This window comes from Myroides albus, assembly GCF_024722315.1.
Lineage (GTDB): Bacteria > Bacteroidota > Bacteroidia > Flavobacteriales > Flavobacteriaceae > Flavobacterium > Flavobacterium album_A.
In genome coordinates this window covers 2087197-2112963 of the sequence record NZ_CP102754.1, presented here as the reverse complement: position 1 = coordinate 2112963, position 25767 = coordinate 2087197, and the positions used below count along the sequence as shown (strand labels likewise).

Here is a 25767-nt window from a genome sequence, read left to right as displayed (position 1 = left end):
TGTTTATTTTTAAATATTAATAATGGAAATGTTTACTTTCTTCAATTAATGGATTATTCTTAGCTAATAAAGGAGCTTTAGCAATCTCACTAAATCCAACAAGGATAAACAATCCAATGAAGAATAATAGTGATCCAATTTCTGCTGCACCAATAAACCAAGAACCTCCAACTGTACCAGGAGCTATCATTAAATAGAAGTCAATATAGTGACCAATAATAATACATACTCCTGCCATTACCACAATCCATGTTAAACGTTTGAAATCTGTATTGATTAACAATAATAATGGCAATACAAAATTCAATACTAACATACCAAAGAATGGCAAGTTAAACTCTTGTATTCTAAAGATGAAGTAAGTTACCTCCTCTGGAATATTTGAGTACCATTGTAACATAAATTGAGAGAACCAAAGATAAGTCCAGAAAATACTTAATCCAAACATAAATTTAGCTAAATCGTGGATATGGCTAGTATTAACAAAATCCATATATCCTTTACTCTTAAGGTATAAAGTTACAAAAGCGATAGTTGTAATTGCTGTTACAAAGAAACTTGCAAAAACATACCATCCAAATAAAGTACTATACCAGTGAGTATCAATAGACATAATCCAATCCCATGAAGCCATAGATTCCGTTACAATAAAGAAAGCTAAGAAACCAGCAGACGCTTTAAACATCTTTTTGTGGTAAACTAAGTCTCCTGATGCATCTAAAGCTAAAGACTGCTTACGCATATAAATGCGGTATAAGTTCCAACCTCCTAAAAAGATTATCGCTCTAATAATAAAAAATGGTGCATTTAAATAACCTTCTTTACCTTTGATAATAGCATCCGCTTCTACTACATCTTTATCAGCCCAAATAAATAAGTGATTACCACCTATTCCGTAAACCGAAAGTAACAATAGTATGAAAAAGATAATTGATCCAGGCAAAATATAAGCTGACAGTCCTTCCATCACTCTAAAAAGTACTGGCGACCATCCTGCAGATGCAGCGTAATTAATTCCATGGAAAACCAAGATACCCACAGAAACAAGCATTACGAAAATACATCCTACATATAATGCAGTCCAAGGTTTGTTTTTAAGCTGACCATAAACGTGCTCAGCATGATGATCAAAATGTGCATCAGACACAGCGTGATCAGCAGCAGATACATGGTGCTCACCATGACCGTCGTGAGCTTGCTCAATTAGATTCGCTTTTACTTCAGCAAGATCTTTTGGTGCTTTAATGAAGCCATATATAATCCCTGCTACTCCAATAAGCATTAGCACGAATGCAAAAGTCTTCAATTTTTTTGAAAATGTGTACATATCTAAACTTTCAAATAAGTTTTACAATTTATTATTCTGATTTCAATTTTAAAACGTAATCTGTAACTAACCAACGCTCTTGTTGAGATAATTGATTAGAGTGAGATCCCATAGAATTCAAACCATAAGTAATTACGTGATAAATTCCTCCTTCTGTAAGCTCACGATCTTTGTAGTTCGGAACTCCTAAGAATTTTTCCTTTTTCACCAAATTACCATTTCCATCTCCTTTTGCACCATGACAAACAGAGCAGTAAATTGTATATAATTCTTTACCTTTCTCTAAGTTCTTATCAGCCTCCGCTAAAGGAGACTTCAAATTAACTTTTGCCAAACTCAACCCTTCTGGTGTATCTGGGTAAGCTTCCGGTTCATATCCTCTTGGGATTGAACCTTCAGCAGGTAATTGTCCTTCTTTACCATTTTTGAATACCGTAGTAGGTACCTCTGAATATGTCTCATATGCTACTGATTCGTACATATTTGGCATAAACTGATAATTAGGACGCTCTTTATTAAAACAAGAAGTAGTCAATACTGATACTCCTACTAAAGCTACTATTTTATATATCGTATTCATTCTACAATTACTTTTCAATTACTTTAACTTCAACTGCTCCAGTTTTTTTGAAGAACTCAATAGCAGAATCTTCATCTCCTTTTAAAGCAACTTCCATTAAAAAGTGATCATCCGTTGTTCTTACATCTGGATTTTCAGCCTCTTTAAAAGGCCATAATTTACTTCTCATAAAGAAAGTAAGTACCATTAAGTGAGCTGAAAATAATACAGTCATCTCAAACATAATTGGAACGAAAGCTGGCATATTTTGAATAAAACTCATACTCGGTTTTCCTCCAATATCTTGTGGCCAATCAATAATCATAATGTAATACATCATAAATGTACCGAAAGCTAAACCAACTAATCCGTACAAGAAAGCACAAATAGCAATTCTCGTTGGCTTTAACCCCATTGCTTTGTCAAGACCATGCACTGGGAAAGGAGTGTATATTTCTTCGATATGATGTTCAGCTGCTTTTGTTTCTTTTACTGCATCTAACAATACATCATCATCATTGTATATTGCGTAAATTACTTTATTACTCATAGCGAATTAATGATTTAAAGATTGATGATTTTCTTTGCTGTCTCTCTCCTTTTTGTAGTACTCTCCTGAAGATTTCAAGATAGTCTTCACCTCTGCCTGTGCAATTACAGGGAAACTTCTTGAATACAACAAGAACAATACAAAGAAGAAACCAATAGTTCCAATATAAATACCTGCATCAACAAAAGTTGGCTGGAACATTGTCCAAGATGAAGGTAAATAATCTCTGTGTAATGAAGTAACGATAATTACGAAACGCTCAAACCACATCCCAACGTTTACAACTAAAGAGATAATAAACGAAGCCATAATGTTAGTTCTAATTTTCTTAAACCACATTACCTGTGGTGAAACAACGTTACAAGTCATCATTAAGAAATATGACCACCAGTAAGGTCCTGTTGCACGGTTTAAGAATGCGTATTGCTCATATTCTACTCCAGAATACCATGCTACCCATAACTCAGTGATATAAGCAACCCCTACAATAGATCCTGTGATCATTACAATAATGTTCATCAACTCTATATGTTGAATTGTAATATACGCTTCTAAGTTAGATACTTTTCTCATAATGATCAACAAGGTAGTAACCATCGCGAATCCAGAGAAAATTGCACCAGCAACGAAGTATGGAGGTAGAATAGTCGTATGCCATCCAGGAATAACTGAAGTAGCAAAGTCAAAAGATACAATCGTGTGTACAGAAAGTACAAGAGGAGTAGCTAAACCAGCTAAAACTAATGATACTTCCTCAAAACGCTGCCAGTCTTTTGCACGACCTGACCAACCAAATGATAAAATTGAATATACTCTTTTTGTAAATGGCGTTATAGCTCTATCACGTAACATTGCAAAGTCAGGTAGTAAACCAGTCCACCAGAAAACTAATGATACTGATAAATACGTAGAGATCGCAAATACGTCCCATAATAATGGCGAGTTAAAGTTAACCCATAATGATCCGAACTGGTTTGGTAAAGGTAAAACCCAGTATCCTAACCAAGGACGTCCCATGTGAATAATAGGGAAAAGACCAGCCTGAACTACAGAGAAAATTGTCATTGCCTCTGCAGAACGGTTAATTGCCATTCTCCATTTTTGTCTAAATAATAATAATACGGCTGAAATAAGGGTACCAGCGTGACCGATACCTACCCACCAAACGAAATTGGTAATATCCCAAGCCCATCCAACTGTTTTATTTAATCCCCAAGTACCAATACCTGTACCTATTGTATAAGCCATTGATCCTACTCCCCATAGAAACGCTAACAAAGCGATAGTGAATACTCTCCACCATAGTTTATTAGCTCTCCCTTCTACAGGTCTAGCCACATCCACAGTTATATCATGGTAAGTTTTCTCACCAATAACTAAAGGTTTTCTAATGGGTGCTTCGTAATGTGACGACATAATCCTTTATATGTTTCTTTAATTAATAATTCAAGTTAATTACACGTTTCTAACTTTCACGTGATACACAACATTTGGTTTCGTACCAATGTGCTCTAATAAGTGGTATGAACGATCTGATTCTACTAATTCTACAATATCAGAATCCTTATCATTGACATCTCCAAATACCATAGCTCCGCTTGAACAAGCAGCCGAACATGCAGTCTCAAATTCATTTGGACGTACTGCTCTACCTTCGTTCTTAGCTTTTAAGATTGTAGCTTGAGTCATTTGAATACACAATGAACATTTCTCCATTACCCCTCTTGAACGAACTACTACGTCTGGATTCAATACCATACGACCTAAATCGTCATTCATATTGAAATCAAACTCATTATTCTGAGAATATAAGAACCAGTTGAAACGTCTTACTTTATAAGGACAGTTGTTTGCACAATATCTTGTACCTACACAACGGTTATAAGCCATGTGGTTTTGTCCTTGACGACCATGAGATGTTGCTGCTACTGGACACACAGTCTCACATGGAGCGTGATTACAGTGTTGACACATCACAGGTTGGAATGCTACTTGTGGGTTATCTGCTGGATTTTCTAAATCATAGAAAGCACTGCGATACTCACTTAATCCTTTAGCATCTTTTTTCTTTTGAACATCTCCATCAAATGTATCTTCTGATGAATAGTATCTATCAATACGCAACCAGTGCATATCTCTACTTCTTCTAACTTCAGATTTACCTACTACTGGTACGTTATTCTCTGCGTGACATGCAATAACACAAGCCCCACATCCTGTACAAGCGTTTAAGTCAATAGATAAATTAAAATGATGTCCTACTGTACGGTCAAACGATTCCCAAATATCAATAGTACGCGCTTTCACATTTTGGTGATCGTAGCTTACCATTGGGAATACATTCCACTCTTCTGTATTTGCATTGAAAACATCAGCAGTAGTTTCTTTAATGATGTCATTTCTACTCATTAAAGTATTGTGTAACTGAACACAAGCAAATTCATGCATTCCATTACCTTTAGCTACGCTTACTGTCTGTACTTTATTAGCATTGAAATACAATTTGTATGCATTCACCCCAACTTGCATATCTTTCTTAAGAGCCTCTTTTCTTCCATATCCGAAAGCAAGACCAATAGTTCCAGGAGCTTGACCAGGTTGAATTAATGCAGGTACGTTTTCTAATGTAACACCATTTACAGTTAACGTAATATAGCTACCATCTAAACCACCATTAGCAACATGTTTATTCACGATTCCTAACGCTTCTGCATCTACACGAGCTACAGTTGCATAGTTATCCCAAGAAGCACGGCTAATTGGATCTGGGAACTCTTGTAACCAAGGGTTATTTGCTTGTTGCCCATCTCCCATACCTGTTTTAGTATAGAATACTAATTCAAAGTCACCTTCTTTCTTAGCTTTAGCAACTGCATTAGCAGCAGAAGTAAAGTCAGCGTTAGCAGATACTTTGTTTAAATCTCCGAAAGTAGCAAATCCATCGTGAACAATTTTATTCCAAGTTTTGTTTGAAATAGTAGCTTGTCCAACAGATTTTACGTAATCGTAATAAGGAGTATTATTATTTGTCCACAACAATAATGCGTCTTGGAATTGACGAGTATCGAATAAAGGACGGATAGTTGGCTGAGTAACTGAGTAGTGACCTTTTTTGATCACAACATCACCCCAAGACTCTAAGTAATGTGGAGCAGCTGCAGCAATAGTTGAAACTAATGCAGTTTCGTCTTCTTTCATAGAGAAATCTACAGACAAATCAACATTTTTCAAAGCCTCAGCAAATGCCTCTCCATTAGCTAAAGAATAAACAGGGTTAACGTTAGACATAATTAAAGTATGAACTTTACCAGCAGTCATGTCTTTTATCAACTGAGCTACTGCTGCGTCATTACCTTGTCTAACAAATTTAGTTTGCTCTGGTAAGAAAGCCTTAGATCCTAAAGCTTCATTAATAGCAAACACAAGTAGTTGTGCATTTACATCGTCGATTCCACTTACAAGAACACCATTACTTCCAGCAGCTTTCAATTGTTGAGCAGCTTTCTTAATAGCTTCATCATAAGCAGTACCGTTAGTACTTACATTAGCACCTACTACTATATTGTAAATTTTAACCAAAGCAGCCTTTAAGTCTGCAGAGTTTAAAGGAAGTCTAACGTCAGCGTTAGCTCCACTTAAAGACATATTAGATTCAAGTTGAATGTGCTTAGACATTACTTTTCTCTCATCTGTATTTCTCTTTGGAATACGTTTTTGCGCATAAGCAGAATCATACCCTCCACCTTGCCAGTCACCTAAGAAATCAGCATCTACCGAAACAATCACATCAGCTTGACTAAAGTCATAATCAGCTAACCCTCTCGTTCCATAAGCTTTCTCGTAAGCGTCTAAAGCAGAAGATGAAGATACTGCATCGTATACAACATGCTTAGCAGTTGGATAAGCCGCAACAAACTCTCCTATTAATTTATCAGTAGAAGGACTTGCCATTGTATTAGTCAACAACACAATATTCCCTCCTTTTGATTTAGCATCTTCTAAACTAGCTTTAACTTTTACATCTACATCATCCCAAGTAGTATCTTTTCCAGACACTTTAGGTTGTTTAAGACGTAAACTATCATACATCGTTAATACAGATGCATTCACACGAGCATTAGCTCCTGAATATGCACCAGCTAATTTATTGTTATCAATCTTGATTGGACGACCTTCACGAGTTTTAACTAAAACGTTCACGAAATCAAATCCATCAGCAACCGTAGTAGCATAGTAATCAGCCACACCAGGAACAATCTCATCCGGCTGTACAACGTACGGAATAGATTTTACTACAGGCCCTTCACAAGCAGCTAAAGTAGCAGCCGCAGTAGAGAAACCTACATATTTCAAAAAGTCTCGACGAGTTGTAGAAGACGAAGACAATTTGTCTTTATCACCAAGGAATTCATCTGTAGGAATCTCCTCAACAAACTCATTATCTCTTAGCGTCTCAACAATAGAACTATTTTCGTTCAGCTCTTCAACACTTTTCCAGTATTTTTTGTTTGATGCCATTGTATATATATATTAGCTTCTTTATTCTTTATTAATAATTAATAGTGACATTTACCACATTCTAATCCACCCATATCAGCAACAGTCAACTTCTCTTTGTTGTACTTACCTGCTAACTCTTTGTGAATTTTAGCGTAATACTCATTATTCTCTAACTTAACATCTGTTTTTCTATGACAATCAATACACCATCCCATAGTTAATGGAGAGTGTTGTCTCATGATTTCCATTTCTTCAACTGGACCGTGACAAGTTTGACACTCTAATCCAGCAACATTTACGTGTTGAGAGTGATTGTAATAAGCAAAGTCAGGAAGGTTGTGAATACGTACCCATTTAACTGGCTTCTCTTTTCCAGTGTATTTTTGAGCATCAGCATCCCATCCTACAGCGTCATATAATTTTTGAATCTCTCCTGTATAAAACTCTGGAGTGTATTTTCCATAGTCTTTTCCAGCTTCACCTGTAAACTCAGAAATATTCTTATGACAGTTCATACAAACATTCAATGAAGGAATACCTGAAGTCTTACTTGAACGCGCAGCTGAGTGACAGTATTTACAATCAATACCATTATCTCCTGCGTGTATTTTGTGAGAGAAGTGAATTGGCTGAACAGGTTCATACCCTTTATCAACACCAATTTGCATCATATATCCAAAAGCAAAATAAGAACCAACTAAAACCATTACAATAACTGAAACGATTACTAAAAATTGATTTTTTACAAATGCTTTCCATATAGAAGTGCGTTGTATAATTTCATGCTCAAATCCATTAGTTTCAATTACTTTCTTAAGTACCTTACGTACAGAGAAAAGCATTGTTACTAACATCAATAAAACAACAACAAGCGCTCCTAATACTACAATATTAGAAACAGCATCAGCTTTACTCGCCCCACCTTGTGATGAAGCTCCGCTATCTGTTACTACTGGAGCCGCTGCCTTTTCCTCTGAAGTATAGGCAAGAATATTATCAATGTCTTCATCTGATAACTCAGGGAAGTCATTCATAGGCACGCTATTCCACTCCTCAAATAATTTAACAGCTGTAGCGTCCCCTGATTTAATCAAAGACGAACTACTTTTAATCCATTTATGTAGCCACTCTACATCTCCGTCGTGACGTTCCACTACTCCACGAAGAGCTGGTCCAGTAGATTTTGCATCTAACTTGTGACATGCAGCACACTTAGAATTGAACAATTCCTTACCTTTTGCTGCATCCTGAGCAAATGAAATTGTCGTAAACGATAGCATTAACGCTAAACAAAAGAATAAAATCTTTGAAAACGAATTATGGTTACCCACTTTTTTCATAGTTATAAAATGATTTTCAACTAAATTTGGTCTTTTTTAACAGCCAATTAGACCGCTATCTTATACACCTTATTTACAAACTCCGACAAAAATACAATTTATGAATTACTCTAAAAACCTTTACAGCCCTTTAAACATAATTTATACGCGTTCTAAATAGAGTATATCAAACAACTTTTGCAGATTAATTGTATTTTTGTACCAAATACATTTCATTATGAGAATTTTAAGAGTTTTTTTTGCAATTGGTATTACAGTTTTAAGCATTTCTGAAATTGGTGCTCAAAACAAAAATGTTGTAGTAAACGAACCCACTAAAGTCACAGAGTTAGTGGAATACAAGAAAAAACACAACAATAACATTTCTACCAATGACAAGTTCAGATTGCAAATATTTTATGGCAAAGGTTCTGAGGCTAAACAAGCACTTGCTTCCTTTAGAAGTTTGCATCCAGAGATCGATGCTACTATCACTTATAGCACTCCTTCTTATAAAGTAATGGCAGGTAATTTTAAAACGAGAATTGAAGCTGAAAGAAATCTAAAAATTGTCAAGAAAAGTTTTCCAAACACTTTGCTTATTAGACCAGGAAGATAAAAAAAAACGAGCATTTAAAAATGCTCGTTTTTTATTTTATCATTACCCAACAAGATTGATAATCTTTCCAGGGACTATAATTACTTTTTTAGGCTCTCTACCTTGAAGTTGAGCTTGAGTACGTTCATCAGACATCACAATTTCCTTGATTTGATCTTCATTCAGATCTAATGGCAACTCAATTTTAAATCTCATCTTACCATTAAAAGAAACAGGATACTCTTTAGAACTTTCTACTAAATACTCTTGCTTAAACTCTGGAAAATCAGCTAAAGCAACTGAAGTGCTATTTCCTAACATTGACCATAACTCCTCAGCAATATGAGGTGCATAAGGAGAAATCACAATTGCCAAAGGCTCTAAAATCGCTCTATGATGACACTTCTGTTGAGATAATTCATTTACGCAAATCATAAATTGAGACACCGAAGTATTGAAAGAGAAATTCTCAATATCCTCAATAACTTTCTTTATCGTCTTGTGAAGAGATTTATACATTTCCGCTGTAGGCTCTTGATCTGTAATAACAACACCATTGTCATCCGCATACAATCTCCACAGTTTTTTCAAGAATCCAGCCACTCCAGAAATACCAGCAGTATTCCAAGGCTTCGCTTGCTCCAATGGTCCTAAAAACATCTCATACAAACGCAGAGTATCAGCTCCATATTCTTCACAAATATCATCCGGATTCACAACGTTGAAATAGGATTTAGACATTTTCTCAACCTCATGCCCAACAATATACTTACCATTGCCATTCAACACAAACTCAGCATTAGCATAATCAGGTCTCCAAGCTTTAAAAGCCTCCGTATCCAATTCGGACGAAGCATTAACTAAGCCTACGTATGCATACAACTTTTGTACTTTCTCACCTTGAATCATATCCTTAGAAACAAATGTATTTGTTCCCTCAATGCGGTAAACAAAGGCAGATGTTCCCAAAATCATACCTTGATTAATCAATTTTTGAAAAGGTTCTTCTGTAGGAGCATAATTCAAGTCTTTCAAAAACTTATTCCAAAAACGACTGTATAACAAGTGTCCCGTTGCATGTTCACTTCCTCCTATATATAAATCGACATTTTGCCAATAATCCAATGCCTCTTTTGATGCAAAAACTTCTTCATTTGTCGGATCCATATAACGCATCCAATACCAAGAAGAACCAGCCCATCCAGGCATAGTGTTTAACTCTAAAGCAAAAACAGTTTTTTCGTCAATCAAGCTATTGTCAACAATCACATTATTAACAGTATCCCAAGCCCAAACAGATGCATTCCCCAAAGGCGGTTGCCCATCTTCTGTCGGCAAATACTTCTCTACCTCAGGCAAGACAATTGGAAAATATTTGCTATCGATCATCTTCGGTAGTCCATTTACATAATAAACAGGAAATGGTTCTCCCCAATATCTTTGACGAGAAAAGACAGCATCTCTCAATCTATAATTCGTTTTTCCGTATCCCTGACCTAAAGCTTCTAAACGCTCAATTACTTTAGCAGTAGCAGCTTTATAGTCTAATCCATTTAAAAAATCTGAATTTTCTAATACGAAACCATCCTTCTCAGCAAACGCTTCTTCACTGATATCTTTATCAAAAATATTCTTAATCTCTATTCCAAAGTGTTTTGCAAATGCATAATCACGAGTGTCTCCAGCGGGAACAGCCATTACAGCACCTGTTCCATATCCTGCTAACACATAATCCCCAATCCATATTTCGATTGGTTCTTTCGTAAAAGGATGCTGAGCATAAGCCCCAGTAAACACTCCCGAAATCGTCTTAACATCCGCCATACGATCGCGTTCACTTCGCTTCGAAGTAGCTTCAATATACGCCTCAACAGCAGCTTTTTGCTCTGGGGTCGTAATTTTCAGAACCAAATCATGTTCTGGAGCTAATGTCATAAAACTAACACCAAAAATTGTATCAGGACGAGTAGTAAAAACTTCAATAGTGTGATCTGCATCTTTAACATTAAAAGTAACTGATGCACCAACAGACTTACCAATCCAATTTCTTTGACTTTCTTTTAAGCTTTCTGTCCAATCAATCTGATCAAGCCCCTCTAATAAACGCTCTGCATAAGCAGAAATACGCATACTCCACTGCTTCATTTTCTTGCGAACAACCGGATGCCCTCCTCTTTCAGAAAGACCATCTTTAATCTCGTCATTAGCCAAAACTGTACCTAAAGCTGGACACCAGTTTACTTCTGTCTCAGCAAGATAAGTCATTCTATATTTTAGCAACATTGCCTCTTGTTCTTCACTTGAAAAAGAACTCCATTCTGCTGCAGTAAAAAACGGAATATGATCATCGCAAACTGCTTTAACAGTCTTATTCCCCTCTTTCTCAAACATAGCGATTAAAGTATCTATTGACTCCGCTTTATTTGATTCACAGTTATACCACGAATTAAAAAGTTGCACAAAAATCCATTGTGTATGTTTATAAAAGTCAGGATTAGAAGTGCGAACTTCACGACTCCAGTCAAAAGAAAAACCAATGCGATCTAATTGCTCTCTATATCTTGAAATATTCTCTTCTGTAGTAATTGAAGGGTGTTGCCCTGTCTGAATAGCATATTGCTCTGCAGGTAAACCAAAACTATCATATCCCTGTGGGTGGAGGACATTAAACCCTCTTTGGCGTTTGTAACGCGCAAAAATATCAGATGCAATATATCCCAGGGGATGCCCTACGTGTAATCCAGCCCCAGAAGGGTAAGGAAACATATCTAATACGTAATACTTGGGTTTATCCGATTTATTATCGGTTTTAAATGTTTGGTTCTCTTTCCAAAATTTTTGCCATTTAGCTTCAATTTCGTTCGGATTATACTTCATACTATTCAGTTAATAAGTAAGTTTTACAATGGTGCTTAGTCCAACAATCGACATAATCAAGCACATATTAGGCAAAAATAAACTATATTTATAACAATTAGAAAACTTTAATCGTTATTATCTAATAAAAACGTTTTTGTTTGTTATTTTTACCCCCTTAAAGAAAAGATTATGACTAACCATTATGAAAAATACCAAAAGAGGAAACTTATTTCGTCTTATTTTTCAGTTATATTCAGCATTGCCCTTGTCCTATTCTTATTAGGAACACTGAGTTTGTTTGTAATAAACTCGCGAAAAATCTCTGATAATTTTAGAGAGACAATACCGATGACTGTCTTTTTCCACAAAGACGCAAATGAATATAACACCGATACCTTCAGTAAGAAACTGAGTAAAGCACCTTATGTCAAAGACTTTGTATTTGTTTCCAAAGCAGATGCAGCGAAACAACATCAGGAAGAACTTGGTGAAAACTTTATCGAATTTCTTGGTTTTAATCCATTGCAAGATTCTTTTGACCTACATCTAAAAGGAGAATATGTCATTAATGATAGTATTGCCAAAATCGAAAAAGAACTAATGCAGAGTAAGGGAGTAAAAGAAATTGCTTATGACAAACAATTGGTAGATATGGTAAATGACAATTTGGACCGCATTACCAAATGGGTACTTGTTATCACTGCAGTGCTTACCTTGATATCAATGCTGTTAATCAACAGTTCATTGCGCTTATTAATCTTTTCAAGTCGCTTTACGATTAAAACAATGCAAATGGTAGGTGCAACAAAAAGCTTCATCAGAAGACCCTTTATATTTCACAGTATCCGATTGGGAATTATCGGTAGTGTCATTGCAATCATAGCAATTACTGCTCTGACTTTCTATGCCGATTCAAAATTTCCAGATGTAGGCATTGATCCTACTAAAAACTATTTACCTTTAGTAGTAGTTTCGCTTGGTTTACTTTTACTTGGATTGATTATTACAAGTATCAGTACTTTCTTTGCAACTCAGCGTTATTTAAATTTAAAATCAGATGAACTATATTAAGCAATAATATATGAACACAAAAGATAGTCCTTCAAACAAAAAGTTTTTATTTGCGAAAAGCAATTATGTCTATATGCTAATAAGCTTAGCTATTATCGCGCTCAGTTTTATTCTAATGGCTGGAGCTACAAATGATGATCCTAATCAATTCAACGAAGCTATCTATAGTTTTCGAAGAATACACTTAGCTCCTACCGTATTTTTCGTTGGAATAGGAGTAGCGATATACTCTATTTTTAAACGCTAATAAATAAACAAATAACATAATTAATGGATTTAATACAAGCTATCCTTCTTGCAATCGTAGAAGGACTAACCGAATATTTACCAGTTTCTTCAACAGCTCACATGATATTTGTAAGCTCTTATTACGGAATACAAGAAGATGATTTTGTAAAACTATTTCAAACTGCTATCCAGTTTGGTGCCATATTAGCAGTAGTAGCCTTATATTGGAGAAAGTTCTTTGACTTTACAAAGTTGAATTTTTACAAAAAATTAGTATTGGCTGTAATTCCCGCTTTAATCTTAGGAAAGCTATTCGACGAAGCAATTGACAAAGTGTTAGGTGCTACAATATACATTGCCATCATGTTAATTGTCGGTGGAGTAGTATTGATTTTTATTGATAAATACTTCAAAAATCCAAAAACGCTAAAGGAAGAAGATATTACAGTAAAACAAGCTATAACAATCGGTTTTTGGCAATGTCTTGCGATGATGCCTGGAACCAGCCGATCAGCTGCCTCAATCATTGGTGGAATGCAACAAGGACTATCTCGTCAAGTAGCAGCTGAATTTTCATTTTTTCTTGCCGTTCCAACGATGGCTGCTGTAACAGTTTATTCTATTGTACTGAAGAAATATGAATCTGGGAAAATCGGATACGAAATCCTTTTAGAAAATCCAGACAACATGAAACTTTTTTTAATAGGTAATGTAATAGCTTTTTTTGTATCTATTATAGCTATTAAATTCTTTATTGGAATAATAAAAAAATACGGTTTCAAACCTTGGGGATACTATAGAATTATAGCGGGAGCTATATTATTATTATACTTTGGATACTTTAAATAATTATGATAAACTATTCGGCTGAGGCCTTTCAACAAGGTCAGATTCTCTTGATAGACAAACCTCTTCATTGGTCGTCATTTCAAGCAGTCAACAAAATAAAATGGCTCTTAAAAAAAGAGCTTGGACTAAAAAAGATTAAAGTAGGACACGCTGGAACTTTAGATCCATTAGCCTCTGGACTTCTAATCATCTGCACAGGTAAATCCACAAAACAAATCAGTGAGTTACAAGGACAAATCAAAGAATACACAGGTACTATCCAAGTTGGAGCGACCACACCATCCTATGATTTGGAAACAGAAATTGATCAGACTTATCCTATAGAACATATCACTGAAAATCTATTGGAAGAAGTAAGATTACAATTTATAGGTAATTTAGAGCAACGTCCTCCAATCTTCTCTGCAATCAAAAAAGACGGTAAACGATTGTATGAACACGCTCGAAAAGGAGAAGAAGTAGAAATCAATACAAGGCCTATTACAATATATGGGTGTGAGTTTACTCAGGTATCCCTACCTAACATCGATTTTAAAGTAACTTGTTCCAAGGGAACCTATATTCGATCATTAGCTTATGACATAGGATTAGCCCTAAAATCTGGAGGTCACTTAACTTCACTACGCAGAACTAAAATAGGTGACTATACAATAGAGAATGCGTTATCCTTAGAAGAATTTGAAACGAACATAAAAGCACAAGCTTCGACAGAAGAAGCCTAAAATTTAAATACCACCCATCCCTTCAGATGTGGTGGTATTTTTTTACTTGTTATCGATTAGCCAAAGACATTAAACAACAATGATTAAAAAGGCATTTATATCCACTAATGGCTAATAATAAAACCAAAATGAAAATCTCACCTATTACATTGAAATAGAATCTCAATAGTATTAATGGAAAAGAGTGAAAATTCACACTCTTTACCTATGTAGAAAGAAACATTTACAAAAAAGCTATCAGGGGCTTACAAAAACAAATGATGCTTACCTAAACCCAAAGTAGCAAGACCATGAATGAGAGAGCCATCTTCAAAACAAATAAGGTTTAATACTATAATAACCACAGTAAATGCAATTGCAAACCATGTAAGGAACATAACCATAACTTCGGACAATTGCGCTGCTTTAAATACTCTCTCATATAACCTTTTCACTACATCGTAAGTTTATATATAACTAATTGATAGATCTTTTCTACATTCAAAGCTGGTAAAGGCCATAAAAAGACAATAGCACAATAGCTAAAAGAAAGAATACCAAACATAAGCGAAAGTACTTAACTCAACTATCCAAACTACATAGTGGTAAATTTCGTTTCGTACTGAATGCTTTTGTATTGGTTATACACAACTAAATCAGTACTAATTTGCAGGTACTTTCTTCGGGGTTTCTTGCGGTATGTTAGGGGTTTTCTTCGGAAAACACGTCTTTTTGCGAGCAAAACCCCTAACATACCGCAAGAAACCCCCAAGGAACTCCTAACAAATCCCCTATTATATTAAATATTCAATAGACTCATATGTAGTTCAAAATTTTCACAACCAATAAAAAGGGTATTACTCCTTTGCTTAATCCTCCAAAAGAACAAATAAGAGCGTTCGCTGCCGAATACAATTAGACAGTTAGATACACTACAAAAAAACAAGAAATAGCAATAGATAAAACATTTATTGATTTAAGGATAGTGAAAAATCATCACTATACCTCGTTACTACCGTTCTAAAGGCTTTAAAAATTTACCTCCAGTAAATCACCCAATATTTAAGACATACAAGTAGATCCACTGTTATAGAACCAATAAACAATAAAAAAGATAAGATATAAAAGTGTTAGGAAACAAGAAAGCATACCTTTCTAAGATAGTATTAGCTACAAGCTTATTCTCCAATTTTAGATAGCAATTACTATTCATAAGAAACACTGATGCAATTTAAAGTTTATCTCAAACTGATTTTCTGATATGCAGGTTAGCGCATTAATAATAAGAAATATTTGTTTCCATTAATATCAATAGCCTCAAATCCACCATCAATAGATTCTTTAACATCTACAAAAATCTTCTCCTCAGAATTGACATAAATATAACCTGCAGCATTCTCCCCCCTAAATACAATCTCCCCTTTGTACTTTTCTCCCTTTTTTCCAAATGCTTCCACTTTGACAAGCTTTTCACTTTCATTGCTTTCACTGTCAGTTTTTAAATCTATATGGTAATTTTGCTCCTTTGCTTCCAAAGCACCAATTTTGTTTGGGCTTTTCTCTTTACAAGATACAACTCCATAACAAAATCCAGTCATTATAGACATCCACAATGCTATGCGATACCTGTTTAAACTAAACATTGATTCCATTTTTCATTCTAAGTTTTTTATAAATGTACAATGAGTCAAATAAAAACGATAAGAATAAATAGTTAAGCAAGCTATTTTGTGAGTAAACGCAAAGCGAACACTGCTATTTTAATATTTAATTAAGAAACGATACGTTAAAATACGAATGGTTTAAAAAGGAAATTGAATAAAAATTCTCAGAAAACTATAACACCCCTAATCGTTAAACACCTCAAGTGCTATAAACGCACACGCTTCTGCATCAGCCAAAGCATTGTGGTGATTTTTCAAGTTATATCCAACGTAAGAAGAAACCGTATTCAATTTGTGATTAGGCAATTCAGGGAACATCTTCTTTGCTTTTCTATATGTACAATAAAACGGGTTGTTAGGTATGGGTAAATTATAGGCTGCTAAAACAGCTTTAAAACACCCCTCGTCAAAAACACTATTATGTGCAACTAAAGGCAGGTCGCCAATAATAGCATTCATCTCTTGCCAAATGTCAGGAAAAAAAAGAGCAGATGCTGTATCTTCAGAGGTCAATCCGTGAACCTGCGTATTCCAATAACTATAAAAATCAGGAATAGGTTTTATCAGACTATAATAACTATCTGTAATGACGTGATTCTCTACAACTACTAATCCTACGCTACAAACACTACTTCTATGTTGGTTAGCAGTTTCAAAATCAATGGCTACAAAACTTTCCATATCTCAACTTTTCGATTGGCTAAATTAATGATAATCTCTCAATCTGTTTCACTTAAGAACAAATAACTCAAACAAATCCTAATCTGCTTAGAACAGAAAAAACTTGAAAAGACTACTGAAACTATTTCACCTAAATGCTACTATTTTTACATACTAACACCCCACTCTCCCCATGTTCTCTCTCTACAACTACAAAATAGACTCTTCGTACTTTTCTATATCTAAACACGCTCTACTCAACCAAAATACAGAAAAGAAGAAACTTAAATTGATTTTAAAAAATTGTTCAAACTAACAGATAATTGTACTTTAGCACAACTACTATTTTTTGATAAAATGAAGAAACTATTTTTACTATTTACATTAGTGCCTTTTTTGAGTTTTGCACAGAAAACAGAATTAAAAGAAGGAGATCTAATCTTTCAAAACCTAAATTGTGGACCATTATGCGATGCAATAAACGAAGTAACTTTTGGGTATAATGACAACAATTTCAACCATATTGGAATGGTTATTAATCACGAAGGCAAACTACAAGTTATTGAAGCTACTCATCCAGAGGTATGTATCACCCCATTAGATGAGTTCCTGGATAAGTCACCCAATCCAAGTCATTTAGGTAGAATAAACAAGAAATACCGCAAACTAATAGAAAAAGCGAAGGAGTTTTCTCTACAACAAGTAGGAGTTCCATATGATGAGAATTACTTACTCGATAACGGAAAATATTATTGTTCCGAATTATTGTACGATGCCTTTAAATATGCTAATAATGGCAAATCATTCTTTTATTTATTTGCCATGACTTATAAGTCAAAACACACAGAAGAATTCTTTCCAGTATGGGTTGAGTATTTCGAAAATCTGAATCAACCGATACCAGAAGGTTTACCTGGGCTAAATCCTGCAGGTATGTCATACTTTCAACATTTAACAATGCTGGGAGCAATAGAAAGGTAAATCGAACATCACTTTTCAAATATCACTAACTCCGTTAGACAAAAATAAATCTCGTCCTATTTTGATTGAATAATCAAAATAGGACGAGAACATTTTTATACAATTCGTACTGTCTCTAATAAAATTCAAAAAGAAACGAACTCCATTGATCTACTTCGGTCATGAGCGTTAAACTGAATATCTCCATCCCTCTTTCAATCCACTCAAACAGGAGGTCTTTACACATAAAGTCAATTTATCTTTAGAATAAGGCAATATCACGAAGCTAATACCTTACTACAAGATACCTATTTGCTAACTACTGCTTTGCTTTTCTTTCAATCAATAAAACTAAAGTAAATACAGCTCAGAAACACAAAAACAACATTCGAAATCACGAGATAAAATGAGGAGAGACAAAAGGAGTACTCGAGCATATAAACACTGATATTATCAAGACAACCAAGAGACAGAGACTTCTAAAAGAACGAATACTTAAGTAGATAAAACACATTAAAAAAAGCTCCTTCGTTAGTAAGAAAGAGCTTTATTATATTCTCAGGAATTAGATAGATTTCATCAGTGCTATAATTTCACTTTCAACCTCTTTACCTTTATCTTTTGTGTACCATTTTTGCAGTTCGATTTTTCCTTGTTCATCAACTGTCCCGTGAGCCGCTTTGTAGTCTTCTACAAGTTTTTGAGCTAAAACAGGACGTGGTCCCCAATCAGCTACAACTTGCATCGTTTCCTTATCAACAATAATCAATTTTGGAATAGCTCTACCTCCATTAGTTAAAAACTGATCCATCAAATCAAGGTTCTTGTCGCGGAACACAAGCTTTAGATCAATGCGGTCAGATGATTCAGCCATTTTATTAATCATGGGTACGATTTGCGCTGCATCACCACACCAAGATTCAGAGATAACCAACCACAAGTAATCTTTTTTCAATTGTTGCAAATAAGCAGCAGCTTCTTCTCCGACTTTTAAAGTTTTATCTAATCTATTCAAGCGCGTTTCATTCAATTGAGCATAGCTCAAATAACTCTCATCAATCTCTAAAGCAGCAATATTATTTGCCAAAGCTTCGCTAACGAAAGTTCTAAATTCACTGTAAGTAAAACTTTTATCAAGCGTTTTCAGGTCTATCTGTATCATTTTGTGTAAATTTATTCTTTGTTATTTCAAAGATACATCTTTTTTAAGCAAAACACTTTAACAATACAAAGGACTATGAGTAAGAAAACTATAGGATTAGTTTTATCTGGAGGCGGCTACAAAGGACTCGCTCATGCAGGAGCATTAGAGTTTTTAGAGGAACAGAACATAAAGCCTACATCACTTGCAGGCACAAGTGCAGGATCAATAGTTTCCTGTTTGTATTCGTATGGAATGCCACCAAGAGAAATATTAGATTTTTTTAAGTCTGTCAATTTATTCAATTGGCAACATTTCACCTTAAAAAAAGCAGGCTTGATCGATGTAAACGCATTTGATAAATATCTAAACAAAGTCTTTAGTGATAAAACTTTGGGGGAACTAACTATTCCAGTGTATATTACAGCAACAGATATTTCAAAAGGCACTTTACATATTTTTGATAATAATACAAAAGTAGCTGATGCTATTTTAGCTTCAAGTGCCTTCCCCGGAATATTCTCTCCCTACGAAATAGGGGATAAAATATATAGTGATGGTGGTATTGTAAACAATTTCCCTATCAATATAATGAAACAAGTAACCGATTTTGTTATAGGTATAAATGTTACACCAATCCAAGAAGTTCCACAAGACCAATTGAGTTCTATACGCGCTGTCACCCTTCGTGCCTATGAATTAATGACAGCTATGAGCAATATTCATCAGAGTAAGAAGTGCGACTGGTTGATTGAACCTCAAGAGTTAATAAACTATTCTACTTTTGAACGAAATCGTCAAAAAATGGATAAAATATACAACATTGGGTATGAAGCCGCTAAGGAATCCTATCAAAGGAATCAAGATAAATTACAAAAAGCTATTTTATAGAAGTATATAATCTTTATATTTGCAAAACTTTAAAAATAATCTTTCGATGAAATACAAAAGAATTCTACTAAAATTAAGTGGAGAAGCTCTAATGGGAGATCAACAATATGGTATTGATCCAAAAAAATTAGCAGAATATGCTGCTGAAATTAAAAAAGTTCACGACTTAGGTGTTGAAATCGCGATTGTTATAGGCGGAGGAAATATTTTTAGAGGAGTTGCTGGAGCAAATGTTGGAATGGACCGTGTACAAGGTGACTACATGGGAATGCTTGCGACAATAATCAACGGACTTGCTTTACAAGGAGCATTAGAAGCTGCTGGTATGTTAACAAGATTGCAAACTGCCTTAAAAATCGAAGCTGTAGCTGAGCCTTATATCAAAAGAAGAGCAGTGAGACACTTGGAAAAAGGAAGAATTATCATCTTCGGAGCTGGAACTGGTAACCCTTATTTCACAACTGACACTGCTGCAGTACTTAGAGGGGTGGAAATTAACGCTGACGTAATCTTAAAGGGTACAAGAGTAGACGGAGTTTACACGGCAGATCCGGAAAAAGACCCTTCAGCTATTAAATTTGAAAAAATCACTTTCAGTGATGTACTGACAAAAGGATTAAACGTAATGGATACAACGGCATTTACACTAAGTAGAGAAAATGAGTTGCCAATCGTTGTATTCGACATGAATAAAGAAGATAATTTATTAAAAGTTTGTCAAGGGAACGATACAGTTGGAACAACTGTGTCTGTGAACATAAATTAACCTATAATTATGACAGAAGAAATCAACTTAATAATTGACTCTGCAAAAGAGTCTATGGAGAACACTGTAGCTCACTTAGAGAAATCATTATTAAATATTCGTGCTGGAAAAGCTTCTCCTCAAATGTTAGGAGCTGTGTTTGTAGATTACTACGGTTCTCAAACTCCGCTATCACAGGTGGCAAATATCAATGCTCCTGATGCGCGTACATTAACTGTTACTCCTTGGGAAAAAAACATGTTACAACCTATTGAAAAAGCAATTATGATTGCAAACTTAGGATTGAATCCAATGAATAATGGAGATAACATCATTATTAACATCCCTGCGTTAACAGAAGAAAGACGTAAAGACTTAGCGAAACAAGCTAAATCTGAAGCTGATGATGCTAAAATAGGTATCAGAAATGCTCGTAAAGATGCTAATAATGACATCAAGAAAGAAGAAAAAAACGGAACTTCAGAAGATATGTGTAAAGACGCTGAAGAAAGAGTTCAAAAATTAACTGACGCATTCGTTAAAAAAATAGATGATATATTGGCTGTTAAAGAAGCTGAAATCATGAAAGTTTAAAAAAAATCCGCAGGTTTGCGGATTTTTTTATTTCTACTTCTTCGATAAGTTGTAGAGTATAAACTTCTAAAGAATTATTCTTATAATCAATTTTTAAAAAATCCACAGCACTGTGGATTTTTTTTATACTCATCGCTAAAACATAATATTTATCATACGCTAATTCAATATGTTTCACTAACTTACAAGAATTAAATCACAAAAAACAGTAAGTATTATGACTACAAGAACCTTTACACCAGAAGAATTACAAAAATCTAATCCCGTATTTGGTCAGTTTTCCTTTGACAATCACGAACAAATTGTTTTTTGCCACGACAAAGATTCAGGACTAAAAGCTATTATCGGTATCCACAATACCAATTTAGGACCTGCCTTAGGTGGAACGAGAATATGGAACTATCAATCAGAATGGGAAGCTTTAAACGACGTACTTCGTTTATCCAGGGGAATGACCTATAAATCGGCAATATCAGGTTTAGATTTAGGAGGTGGTAAAGCAGTAATCATAGGAGATTCGAAAAAAGATAAGACTCCAGAGATGATTAAGGCTTTTGCTAAATATGTAGATTCACTAAGTGGTCGATATATAACAGCAGAAGATGTAGGTTCTACTACAGCTGACATGGATTTAATACACTCAATTACCCCACACGTAACGGGAATTTCAAAAGAGCTTGGTGGATCTGGTAACCCTTCACCTGTCACTGCCTATGGAGTCTTCATGGGGTTAAAGGCTGCGGCAAATTTCAAATGGGGTACCGATGACCTTAACGGCAAGAAAGTATTTGTACAAGGTATAGGTAATGTAGGCGAAACACTTGTAAAACACCTTACTGAAAATGGAGCTATCGTAACGATAACAGACATAAATAAAGAACGCGTAGAATACGTTTCTCAAAAATACAACACAAAGGTTTTCACAGGAGCTGATTTGTTTCTTGAAGATATGGATATATATTCACCTTGTGCTTTAGGAGCGACAATAAATGATGATTCTATTCACAAACTAAAAGCTCAAGTAATTGCTGGAGCAGCTAATAATCAATTGGCAGTAGAGCAAGTTCACGGCAAAATACTACAAGACAAAGGAATCGTATATGCACCAGACTTCTTAATCAACGCTGGAGGAATAATAAATGTTTTTGGGGAAATAGTTCACTATGGACAAGATGAAGCGTTAAAACGCACCGAAAACATCTACAACACAACGTTAGAAGTATTAAACGATGCTAAAAATAAAAAAATAACAACCCTTCAGGCAGCAATGCAAAAAGCAGAAGAACGCATTTACAAAAAAAGATAACACAGTGTACTCACTAAGTCAAATGAAAAGTCAGCAGGTAATAGAGCTGACTTTTTTTGTGAGGATAGAACTTTTAACTGAATCTAATCGAAAACAAAAAAAAGCGATACAATTTAATATGGGTATATGACAATTATCTTCTATTATAGATAGAAAATTACTAAATTTGCGAGTATTTTGTTTTTTAAAAACAGACATACAGATTATTAAAATTATATTTCATCATGAAACATACGAAAATCGTCGATCTTCTAACAGGTAAAAACCTACTGCATGAAGTTAAAGCTAAGGGATGGGTAAAAACCTTTAGAAACAATCAGTTTATTGCATTAAATGATGGTTCTACAATCAACAACATTCAATGTGTAGTAGATTTAGACAAATTTCCAGCAGAGTTACTTAAAAAAGTAAATACAGGTGCTGCTATTTCTGTTACTGGTACATTAATCGAAAGCAAAGGAGCTGGACAGAACGTGGAAATTCAAGTAAATAAATTAAAAGTTTACGGCGAGGCGAATCCAGAAGAATACCCTATTCAACCTAAAAAACACTCTTTAGAGTTCTTACGTGAAAATGCGCATTTGAGAATCAGAACAAATATGTTCGGAGCAATTATGCGTGTTCGAAGTACTTTATCTTATGCAGTACACAAATACTTTCAAGATAATGGTTTCTTTTATTTCAATGCGCCAATCATTACAGGTTCGGATGCAGAGGGAGCTGGAGAAATGTTCAGAGTTACTTCTTTAGATTTTGACAACGTACCGAGAACTGAAGAAGGAAAAGTGAACTTCAAAGAAGACTTCTTCGGGAAATCAACTAACCTAACTGTATCTGGTCAATTAGAAGCAGAAACTTATGCTATGGCTTTAGGTTCTGTGTACACATTTGGTCCTACATTTAGAGCTGAAAATTCAAATACTTCTCGTCACTTGGCAGAGTTCTGGATGATCGAGCCTGAAGTAGCTTTTAATGACTTAGACGACAATATGGATCTTGCAGAAGATTTCATTAAATACGTTGTGAGATATACCTTAGAAAAATGTCATGATGATTTAGTATTCTTAGATAAGCGTTTACAAGACGAAGAAAAGAACAAACCACAGGCAGAGAGAAGTGATATGTCTTTATTAGAGAAGCTAAACTTTGTATTGGAAAACAATTTCAAACGCGTTAGCTATACAGAGGCAGTAGATATATTGAGAAACTCTAAGCCTAATAAAAATAAAAAATTCAAATACATCATCGATGGTTGGGGAGCTGACTTGCAAAGTGAACACGAGCGTTACTTAGTAGAAAAGCACTTCAAATGTCCTGTAATTTTGTTTGATTATCCAGCTGAAATCAAAGCATTCTACATGAGAATGAATGAGGATGGTAAAACAGTAAGAGCAATGGATATTTTATTCCCGGGAATTGGTGAGATTGTAGGAGGTTCACAAAGAGAGGAAAGATATGATGTGCTTGTTGATAAAATAAAATCAATGGGTATTGATGAAGAAGAATTATGGTGGTACTTAGATACTCGCAAATTCGGAACAGCTCCTCACAGTGGATTTGGTCTTGGTTTTGAAAGACTTGTGCTTTTTGTGACAGGTATGACCAATATTAGAGACGTAATTCCATTCCCAAGAACTCCACAAAGCGCAGAGTTTTAAGGGTCTTGATACTTATTAATAATGTTTACTTTATCACATTTTTTTATTATTTTTGATAAATAATTATTTGTAATAAAGTAAACATTTTTTTATTCGCACAATTATTAAACAAAATGCTTAAACAAAGTCTTCAATTAAAGTTATCGCAAAAATTATCACCTCAACAAATACAGTTGATGAAGCTAATTCAATTGCCTACTTTGGCCTTCGAACAAAGGTTGAAAGAAGAGTTAATTGAAAATCCAGCCCTCGAAAGTGGTAAAGAAAACGAATCTACGCATGAAGAAGATAACTATGCGGATGAATATGATGATTTTGACAATGACAGAATAGAGACTGAGGATATTAATATTGACGAGTATTTAAGTGATGATGAGACACCTGAATACAAATTACAAGCTAACAACTACAGTAAAGATGATGAAGACTATGAAGCACCTATCATTGCTTTTGACAGTTTTCACCAAGATTTATTAAACCAATTGAACACTTTCATCTTAACAGATGAAAACAGAGCTATTGCTGAATTTCTTGTAGGTAGTATCGACGATATGGGATATATACGCAGAGAAATACAGGATGTAGTCGATGACTTAGCTTTTACTCAAGGTATCTATACAGATGAAGCAACAGTTGAGAAAATCTTAACTATTGTACATGAATTAGAGCCATCTGGTGTAGGTGCCAGAAATTTACAAGAATGTCTACTGCTTCAGCTAAGACATAAAACACCTACAGATGCAATAGAATTAGCAAAAGACATCATAGAAAATCAATTCGACTCTTTTACTAAAAAACATTACGATAAGCTACTTCAAAAATACGGAGTGACCAAAGATCAACTTCGAAATGCCATAGACGAAATTGAAAAGTTAAATCCAAAACCAGGAAGTGCCTATGTTGGAAATAGCCGCATAGTAGAGCACATCACCCCTGACTTTACCATTAAAATAGTGGATGGAGAATTAGAACTATCTCTCAATGGTCGTAATGCACCTGAATTACACGTTTCTAAGGATTACCAAGAGATGTTGCAATCTTACAAAGAGTCTTCTAAAAACAACAACGCTCAAAAAGATGCGGTTCAGTTTATCAAACAAAAGTTAGATGGAGCTAAATGGTTTATTGATGCTATTAAACAGCGTCAAGAAACACTTTATGTAACCATGCGCGCTATTGTGGACTACCAGGAAGAATATTTTATGACTGGTGATGAGACTAAGTTAAAACCAATGATCCTTAAAGATATTGCTGATGTAATTGGCTTAGACATATCTACTGTATCAAGAGTGGCAAATAGCAAATATGTGGATACGCCTTACGGTACGCATTTAATCAAAAACTTTTTTTCGGAAGCTATGGTTAATGATCAAGGAGAAGAAGTATCTACTATTGAAATCAAAAAAATACTCCAAAACATCATTAATGATGAGGAAAAGAGCAAACCTTATCCTGATGATAAATTAGCTGAATTATTAAAAGAAAAGGGCTATCCTATTGCAAGGAGAACAGTTGCTAAATATAGAGAGCAATTAGATATTCCTGTGGCGAGAATGCGCAAACGCATTTAATTTTTCTATTTAGTGA

At 34.8% G+C, this 25767-nt stretch carries 22 protein-coding genes; 12 read left to right on the top strand and 10 right to left on the bottom strand.

Annotation, left to right across the window (positions count from 1 at the left end):
• Positions 1-16: 16 nt before the first annotated feature.
• Genes NWE55_RS09665 through NWE55_RS09640 form a run of 6 tightly spaced genes read right to left on the bottom strand, consistent with a single transcriptional unit; the run spans position 17 to position 8276 of the window.
• Positions 17-1327: a quinol:cytochrome C oxidoreductase gene (locus NWE55_RS09665; protein ID WP_155090901.1), complete on the bottom strand. Its 1311-nt coding sequence runs from the start codon at positions 1325-1327 to the stop codon at positions 17-19.
• Positions 1328-1358: 31 nt separating this feature from the next.
• A complete protein-coding gene (locus tag NWE55_RS09660) occupies positions 1359-1907 on the bottom strand; it encodes a c-type cytochrome (RefSeq protein ID WP_155090902.1) in 549 nt (182 codons plus the stop codon).
• A 7-nt stretch (positions 1908-1914) separates the two neighbouring features.
• Positions 1915-2436 carry a DUF3341 domain-containing protein gene (locus tag NWE55_RS09655; RefSeq protein WP_155090903.1) on the bottom strand — a complete coding sequence of 174 codons (522 nt, stop codon included), beginning with the start codon at positions 2434-2436 and terminating at the stop codon, positions 1915-1917.
• Between the two features lie 6 nt (positions 2437-2442).
• Complete coding sequence (gene nrfD / locus NWE55_RS09650; protein ID WP_155090904.1) at positions 2443-3852, bottom strand: NrfD/PsrC family molybdoenzyme membrane anchor subunit; 1410 nt, start codon at positions 3850-3852, stop codon at positions 2443-2445.
• Between the two features lie 39 nt (positions 3853-3891).
• Entirely contained in the window at positions 3892-6954 is a 3063-nt protein-coding gene (locus tag NWE55_RS09645; protein WP_155090905.1) for a TAT-variant-translocated molybdopterin oxidoreductase, read from the bottom strand.
• Positions 6955-6992: 38 nt separating this feature from the next.
• Positions 6993-8276, bottom strand: a complete 1284-nt coding sequence (locus NWE55_RS09640; protein WP_155090906.1) for a c-type cytochrome — start codon at positions 8274-8276, stop codon at positions 6993-6995.
• A 217-nt stretch (positions 8277-8493) separates the two neighbouring features.
• Here NWE55_RS09640 and NWE55_RS09635 point away from each other — a divergent pair, with 217 nt between their 5' ends.
• Positions 8494-8874 (top strand): SPOR domain-containing protein, encoded by a 381-nt coding sequence (locus NWE55_RS09635; protein ID WP_155090907.1) that lies wholly within the window; start codon positions 8494-8496, stop codon positions 8872-8874.
• A 42-nt stretch (positions 8875-8916) separates the two neighbouring features.
• On the opposite strand, the gene leuS is transcribed toward NWE55_RS09635, so the two are convergent.
• Positions 8917-11730, bottom strand: a complete 2814-nt coding sequence (gene leuS, locus NWE55_RS09630) for a leucine--tRNA ligase (RefSeq protein WP_155090908.1) — start codon at positions 11728-11730, stop codon at positions 8917-8919.
• Between the two features lie 171 nt (positions 11731-11901).
• Between leuS and NWE55_RS09625 the strand changes: the two genes are divergently transcribed.
• Genes NWE55_RS09625 through truB form a run of 4 tightly spaced genes read left to right on the top strand, consistent with a single transcriptional unit; the run spans position 11902 to position 14582 of the window.
• Complete coding sequence (locus tag NWE55_RS09625; RefSeq protein WP_155090909.1) at positions 11902-12783, top strand: cell division protein FtsX; 882 nt, start codon at positions 11902-11904, stop codon at positions 12781-12783.
• A 10-nt stretch (positions 12784-12793) separates the two neighbouring features.
• The gene (locus NWE55_RS09620; RefSeq protein WP_155090910.1) at positions 12794-13030 is read left to right on the top strand and encodes a DUF3098 domain-containing protein; all 237 of its coding nucleotides are present in this window, start codon (positions 12794-12796) and stop codon (positions 13028-13030) included.
• A 23-nt stretch (positions 13031-13053) separates the two neighbouring features.
• On the top strand, positions 13054-13860 hold the full coding sequence (locus NWE55_RS09615) for an undecaprenyl-diphosphate phosphatase (protein WP_155090911.1): 807 nt from the start codon (positions 13054-13056) through the stop codon (positions 13858-13860).
• A 2-nt stretch (positions 13861-13862) separates the two neighbouring features.
• Positions 13863-14582 (top strand): tRNA pseudouridine(55) synthase TruB, encoded by a 720-nt coding sequence (truB, locus tag NWE55_RS09610; protein ID WP_155090912.1) that lies wholly within the window; start codon positions 13863-13865, stop codon positions 14580-14582.
• Positions 14583-15829: 1247 nt separating this feature from the next.
• Here truB and NWE55_RS09605 read toward each other — a convergent pair.
• Positions 15830-16204: a hypothetical protein gene (locus NWE55_RS09605; protein WP_258204037.1), complete on the bottom strand. Its 375-nt coding sequence runs from the start codon at positions 16202-16204 to the stop codon at positions 15830-15832.
• Between the two features lie 204 nt (positions 16205-16408).
• On the bottom strand, positions 16409-16906 hold the full coding sequence (locus NWE55_RS09600) for a 3'-5' exonuclease (protein WP_155090914.1): 498 nt from the start codon (positions 16904-16906) through the stop codon (positions 16409-16411).
• Positions 16907-17242: 336 nt separating this feature from the next.
• On the opposite strand from NWE55_RS09600, the gene NWE55_RS09595 reads away from it, so the two are divergent.
• The gene (locus tag NWE55_RS09595) at positions 17243-17866 is read left to right on the top strand and encodes a YiiX/YebB-like N1pC/P60 family cysteine hydrolase (protein WP_155090915.1); all 624 of its coding nucleotides are present in this window, start codon (positions 17243-17245) and stop codon (positions 17864-17866) included.
• Positions 17867-18410: 544 nt separating this feature from the next.
• Here the strand turns inward: NWE55_RS09595 and NWE55_RS09590 are convergent.
• On the bottom strand, positions 18411-19007 hold the full coding sequence (locus tag NWE55_RS09590; RefSeq protein WP_155090916.1) for a thioredoxin family protein: 597 nt from the start codon (positions 19005-19007) through the stop codon (positions 18411-18413).
• A gap of 75 nt (positions 19008-19082) precedes the next feature.
• Here NWE55_RS09590 and NWE55_RS09585 point away from each other — a divergent pair, with 75 nt between their 5' ends.
• The 6 genes from NWE55_RS09585 (at position 19083) to rpoN (ending at position 25751) form a co-directional block, all read left to right on the top strand.
• Positions 19083-19877, top strand: a complete 795-nt coding sequence (locus tag NWE55_RS09585) for a patatin-like phospholipase family protein (RefSeq protein WP_155090917.1) — start codon at positions 19083-19085, stop codon at positions 19875-19877.
• Positions 19878-19923: 46 nt separating this feature from the next.
• Positions 19924-20643: a UMP kinase gene (gene pyrH / locus NWE55_RS09580; RefSeq protein WP_155090918.1), complete on the top strand. Its 720-nt coding sequence runs from the start codon at positions 19924-19926 to the stop codon at positions 20641-20643.
• A 9-nt stretch (positions 20644-20652) separates the two neighbouring features.
• A complete protein-coding gene (frr, locus tag NWE55_RS09575; RefSeq protein ID WP_155090919.1) occupies positions 20653-21216 on the top strand; it encodes a ribosome recycling factor in 564 nt (187 codons plus the stop codon).
• A 217-nt stretch (positions 21217-21433) separates the two neighbouring features.
• Positions 21434-22522 carry a Glu/Leu/Phe/Val dehydrogenase dimerization domain-containing protein gene (locus NWE55_RS09570; RefSeq protein ID WP_155090920.1) on the top strand — a complete coding sequence of 363 codons (1089 nt, stop codon included), beginning with the start codon at positions 21434-21436 and terminating at the stop codon, positions 22520-22522.
• Between the two features lie 224 nt (positions 22523-22746).
• Positions 22747-24180, top strand: coding sequence for an asparagine--tRNA ligase (gene asnS, locus NWE55_RS09565; protein WP_155090921.1), 1434 nt, complete (start codon positions 22747-22749; stop codon positions 24178-24180).
• Positions 24181-24293: 113 nt separating this feature from the next.
• A complete protein-coding gene (gene rpoN / locus NWE55_RS09560; protein ID WP_155090922.1) occupies positions 24294-25751 on the top strand; it encodes an RNA polymerase factor sigma-54 in 1458 nt (485 codons plus the stop codon).
• Positions 25752-25767 lie beyond the last annotated feature (16 nt).

What these genes read in the sequence shown, in the direction of transcription:
- NWE55_RS09660 (WP_155090902.1), bottom strand. Translation starts at nt 1,907, where the DNA reads ATGAATACGATATATAAAATAGTAGCTTTAGTAGGAGTATCAGTATTG.
- NWE55_RS09570 (WP_155090920.1), top strand. Translation starts at nt 21,434, where the DNA reads ATGACTACAAGAACCTTTACACCAGAAGAATTACAAAAATCTAATCCC.
- nrfD (WP_155090904.1), bottom strand. Translation starts at nt 3,852, where the DNA reads ATGTCGTCACATTACGAAGCACCCATTAGAAAACCTTTAGTTATTGGT.
- NWE55_RS09620 (WP_155090910.1), top strand. Translation starts at nt 12,794, where the DNA reads ATGAACACAAAAGATAGTCCTTCAAACAAAAAGTTTTTATTTGCGAAA.
- NWE55_RS09595 (WP_155090915.1), top strand. Translation starts at nt 17,243, where the DNA reads ATGAAGAAACTATTTTTACTATTTACATTAGTGCCTTTTTTGAGTTTT.
- NWE55_RS09665 (WP_155090901.1), bottom strand. Translation starts at nt 1,327, where the DNA reads ATGTACACATTTTCAAAAAAATTGAAGACTTTTGCATTCGTGCTAATG.
- pyrH (WP_155090918.1), top strand. Translation starts at nt 19,924, where the DNA reads ATGAAATACAAAAGAATTCTACTAAAATTAAGTGGAGAAGCTCTAATG.
- NWE55_RS09590 (WP_155090916.1), bottom strand. Translation starts at nt 19,007, where the DNA reads ATGATACAGATAGACCTGAAAACGCTTGATAAAAGTTTTACTTACAGT.
- asnS (WP_155090921.1), top strand. Translation starts at nt 22,747, where the DNA reads ATGAAACATACGAAAATCGTCGATCTTCTAACAGGTAAAAACCTACTG.
- frr (WP_155090919.1), top strand. Translation starts at nt 20,653, where the DNA reads ATGACAGAAGAAATCAACTTAATAATTGACTCTGCAAAAGAGTCTATG.
- NWE55_RS09635 (WP_155090907.1), top strand. Translation starts at nt 8,494, where the DNA reads ATGAGAATTTTAAGAGTTTTTTTTGCAATTGGTATTACAGTTTTAAGC.
- NWE55_RS09625 (WP_155090909.1), top strand. Translation starts at nt 11,902, where the DNA reads ATGACTAACCATTATGAAAAATACCAAAAGAGGAAACTTATTTCGTCT.
- NWE55_RS09585 (WP_155090917.1), top strand. Translation starts at nt 19,083, where the DNA reads ATGAGTAAGAAAACTATAGGATTAGTTTTATCTGGAGGCGGCTACAAA.
- NWE55_RS09655 (WP_155090903.1), bottom strand. Translation starts at nt 2,436, where the DNA reads ATGAGTAATAAAGTAATTTACGCAATATACAATGATGATGATGTATTG.
- truB (WP_155090912.1), top strand. Translation starts at nt 13,863, where the DNA reads ATGATAAACTATTCGGCTGAGGCCTTTCAACAAGGTCAGATTCTCTTG.
- NWE55_RS09640 (WP_155090906.1), bottom strand. Translation starts at nt 8,276, where the DNA reads ATGAAAAAAGTGGGTAACCATAATTCGTTTTCAAAGATTTTATTCTTT.
- leuS (WP_155090908.1), bottom strand. Translation starts at nt 11,730, where the DNA reads ATGAAGTATAATCCGAACGAAATTGAAGCTAAATGGCAAAAATTTTGG.
- NWE55_RS09645 (WP_155090905.1), bottom strand. Translation starts at nt 6,954, where the DNA reads ATGGCATCAAACAAAAAATACTGGAAAAGTGTTGAAGAGCTGAACGAA.
- NWE55_RS09605 (WP_258204037.1), bottom strand. Translation starts at nt 16,204, where the DNA reads ATGTTTAGTTTAAACAGGTATCGCATAGCATTGTGGATGTCTATAATG.
- rpoN (WP_155090922.1), top strand. Translation starts at nt 24,294, where the DNA reads ATGCTTAAACAAAGTCTTCAATTAAAGTTATCGCAAAAATTATCACCT.
- NWE55_RS09600 (WP_155090914.1), bottom strand. Translation starts at nt 16,906, where the DNA reads ATGGAAAGTTTTGTAGCCATTGATTTTGAAACTGCTAACCAACATAGA.
- NWE55_RS09615 (WP_155090911.1), top strand. Translation starts at nt 13,054, where the DNA reads ATGGATTTAATACAAGCTATCCTTCTTGCAATCGTAGAAGGACTAACC.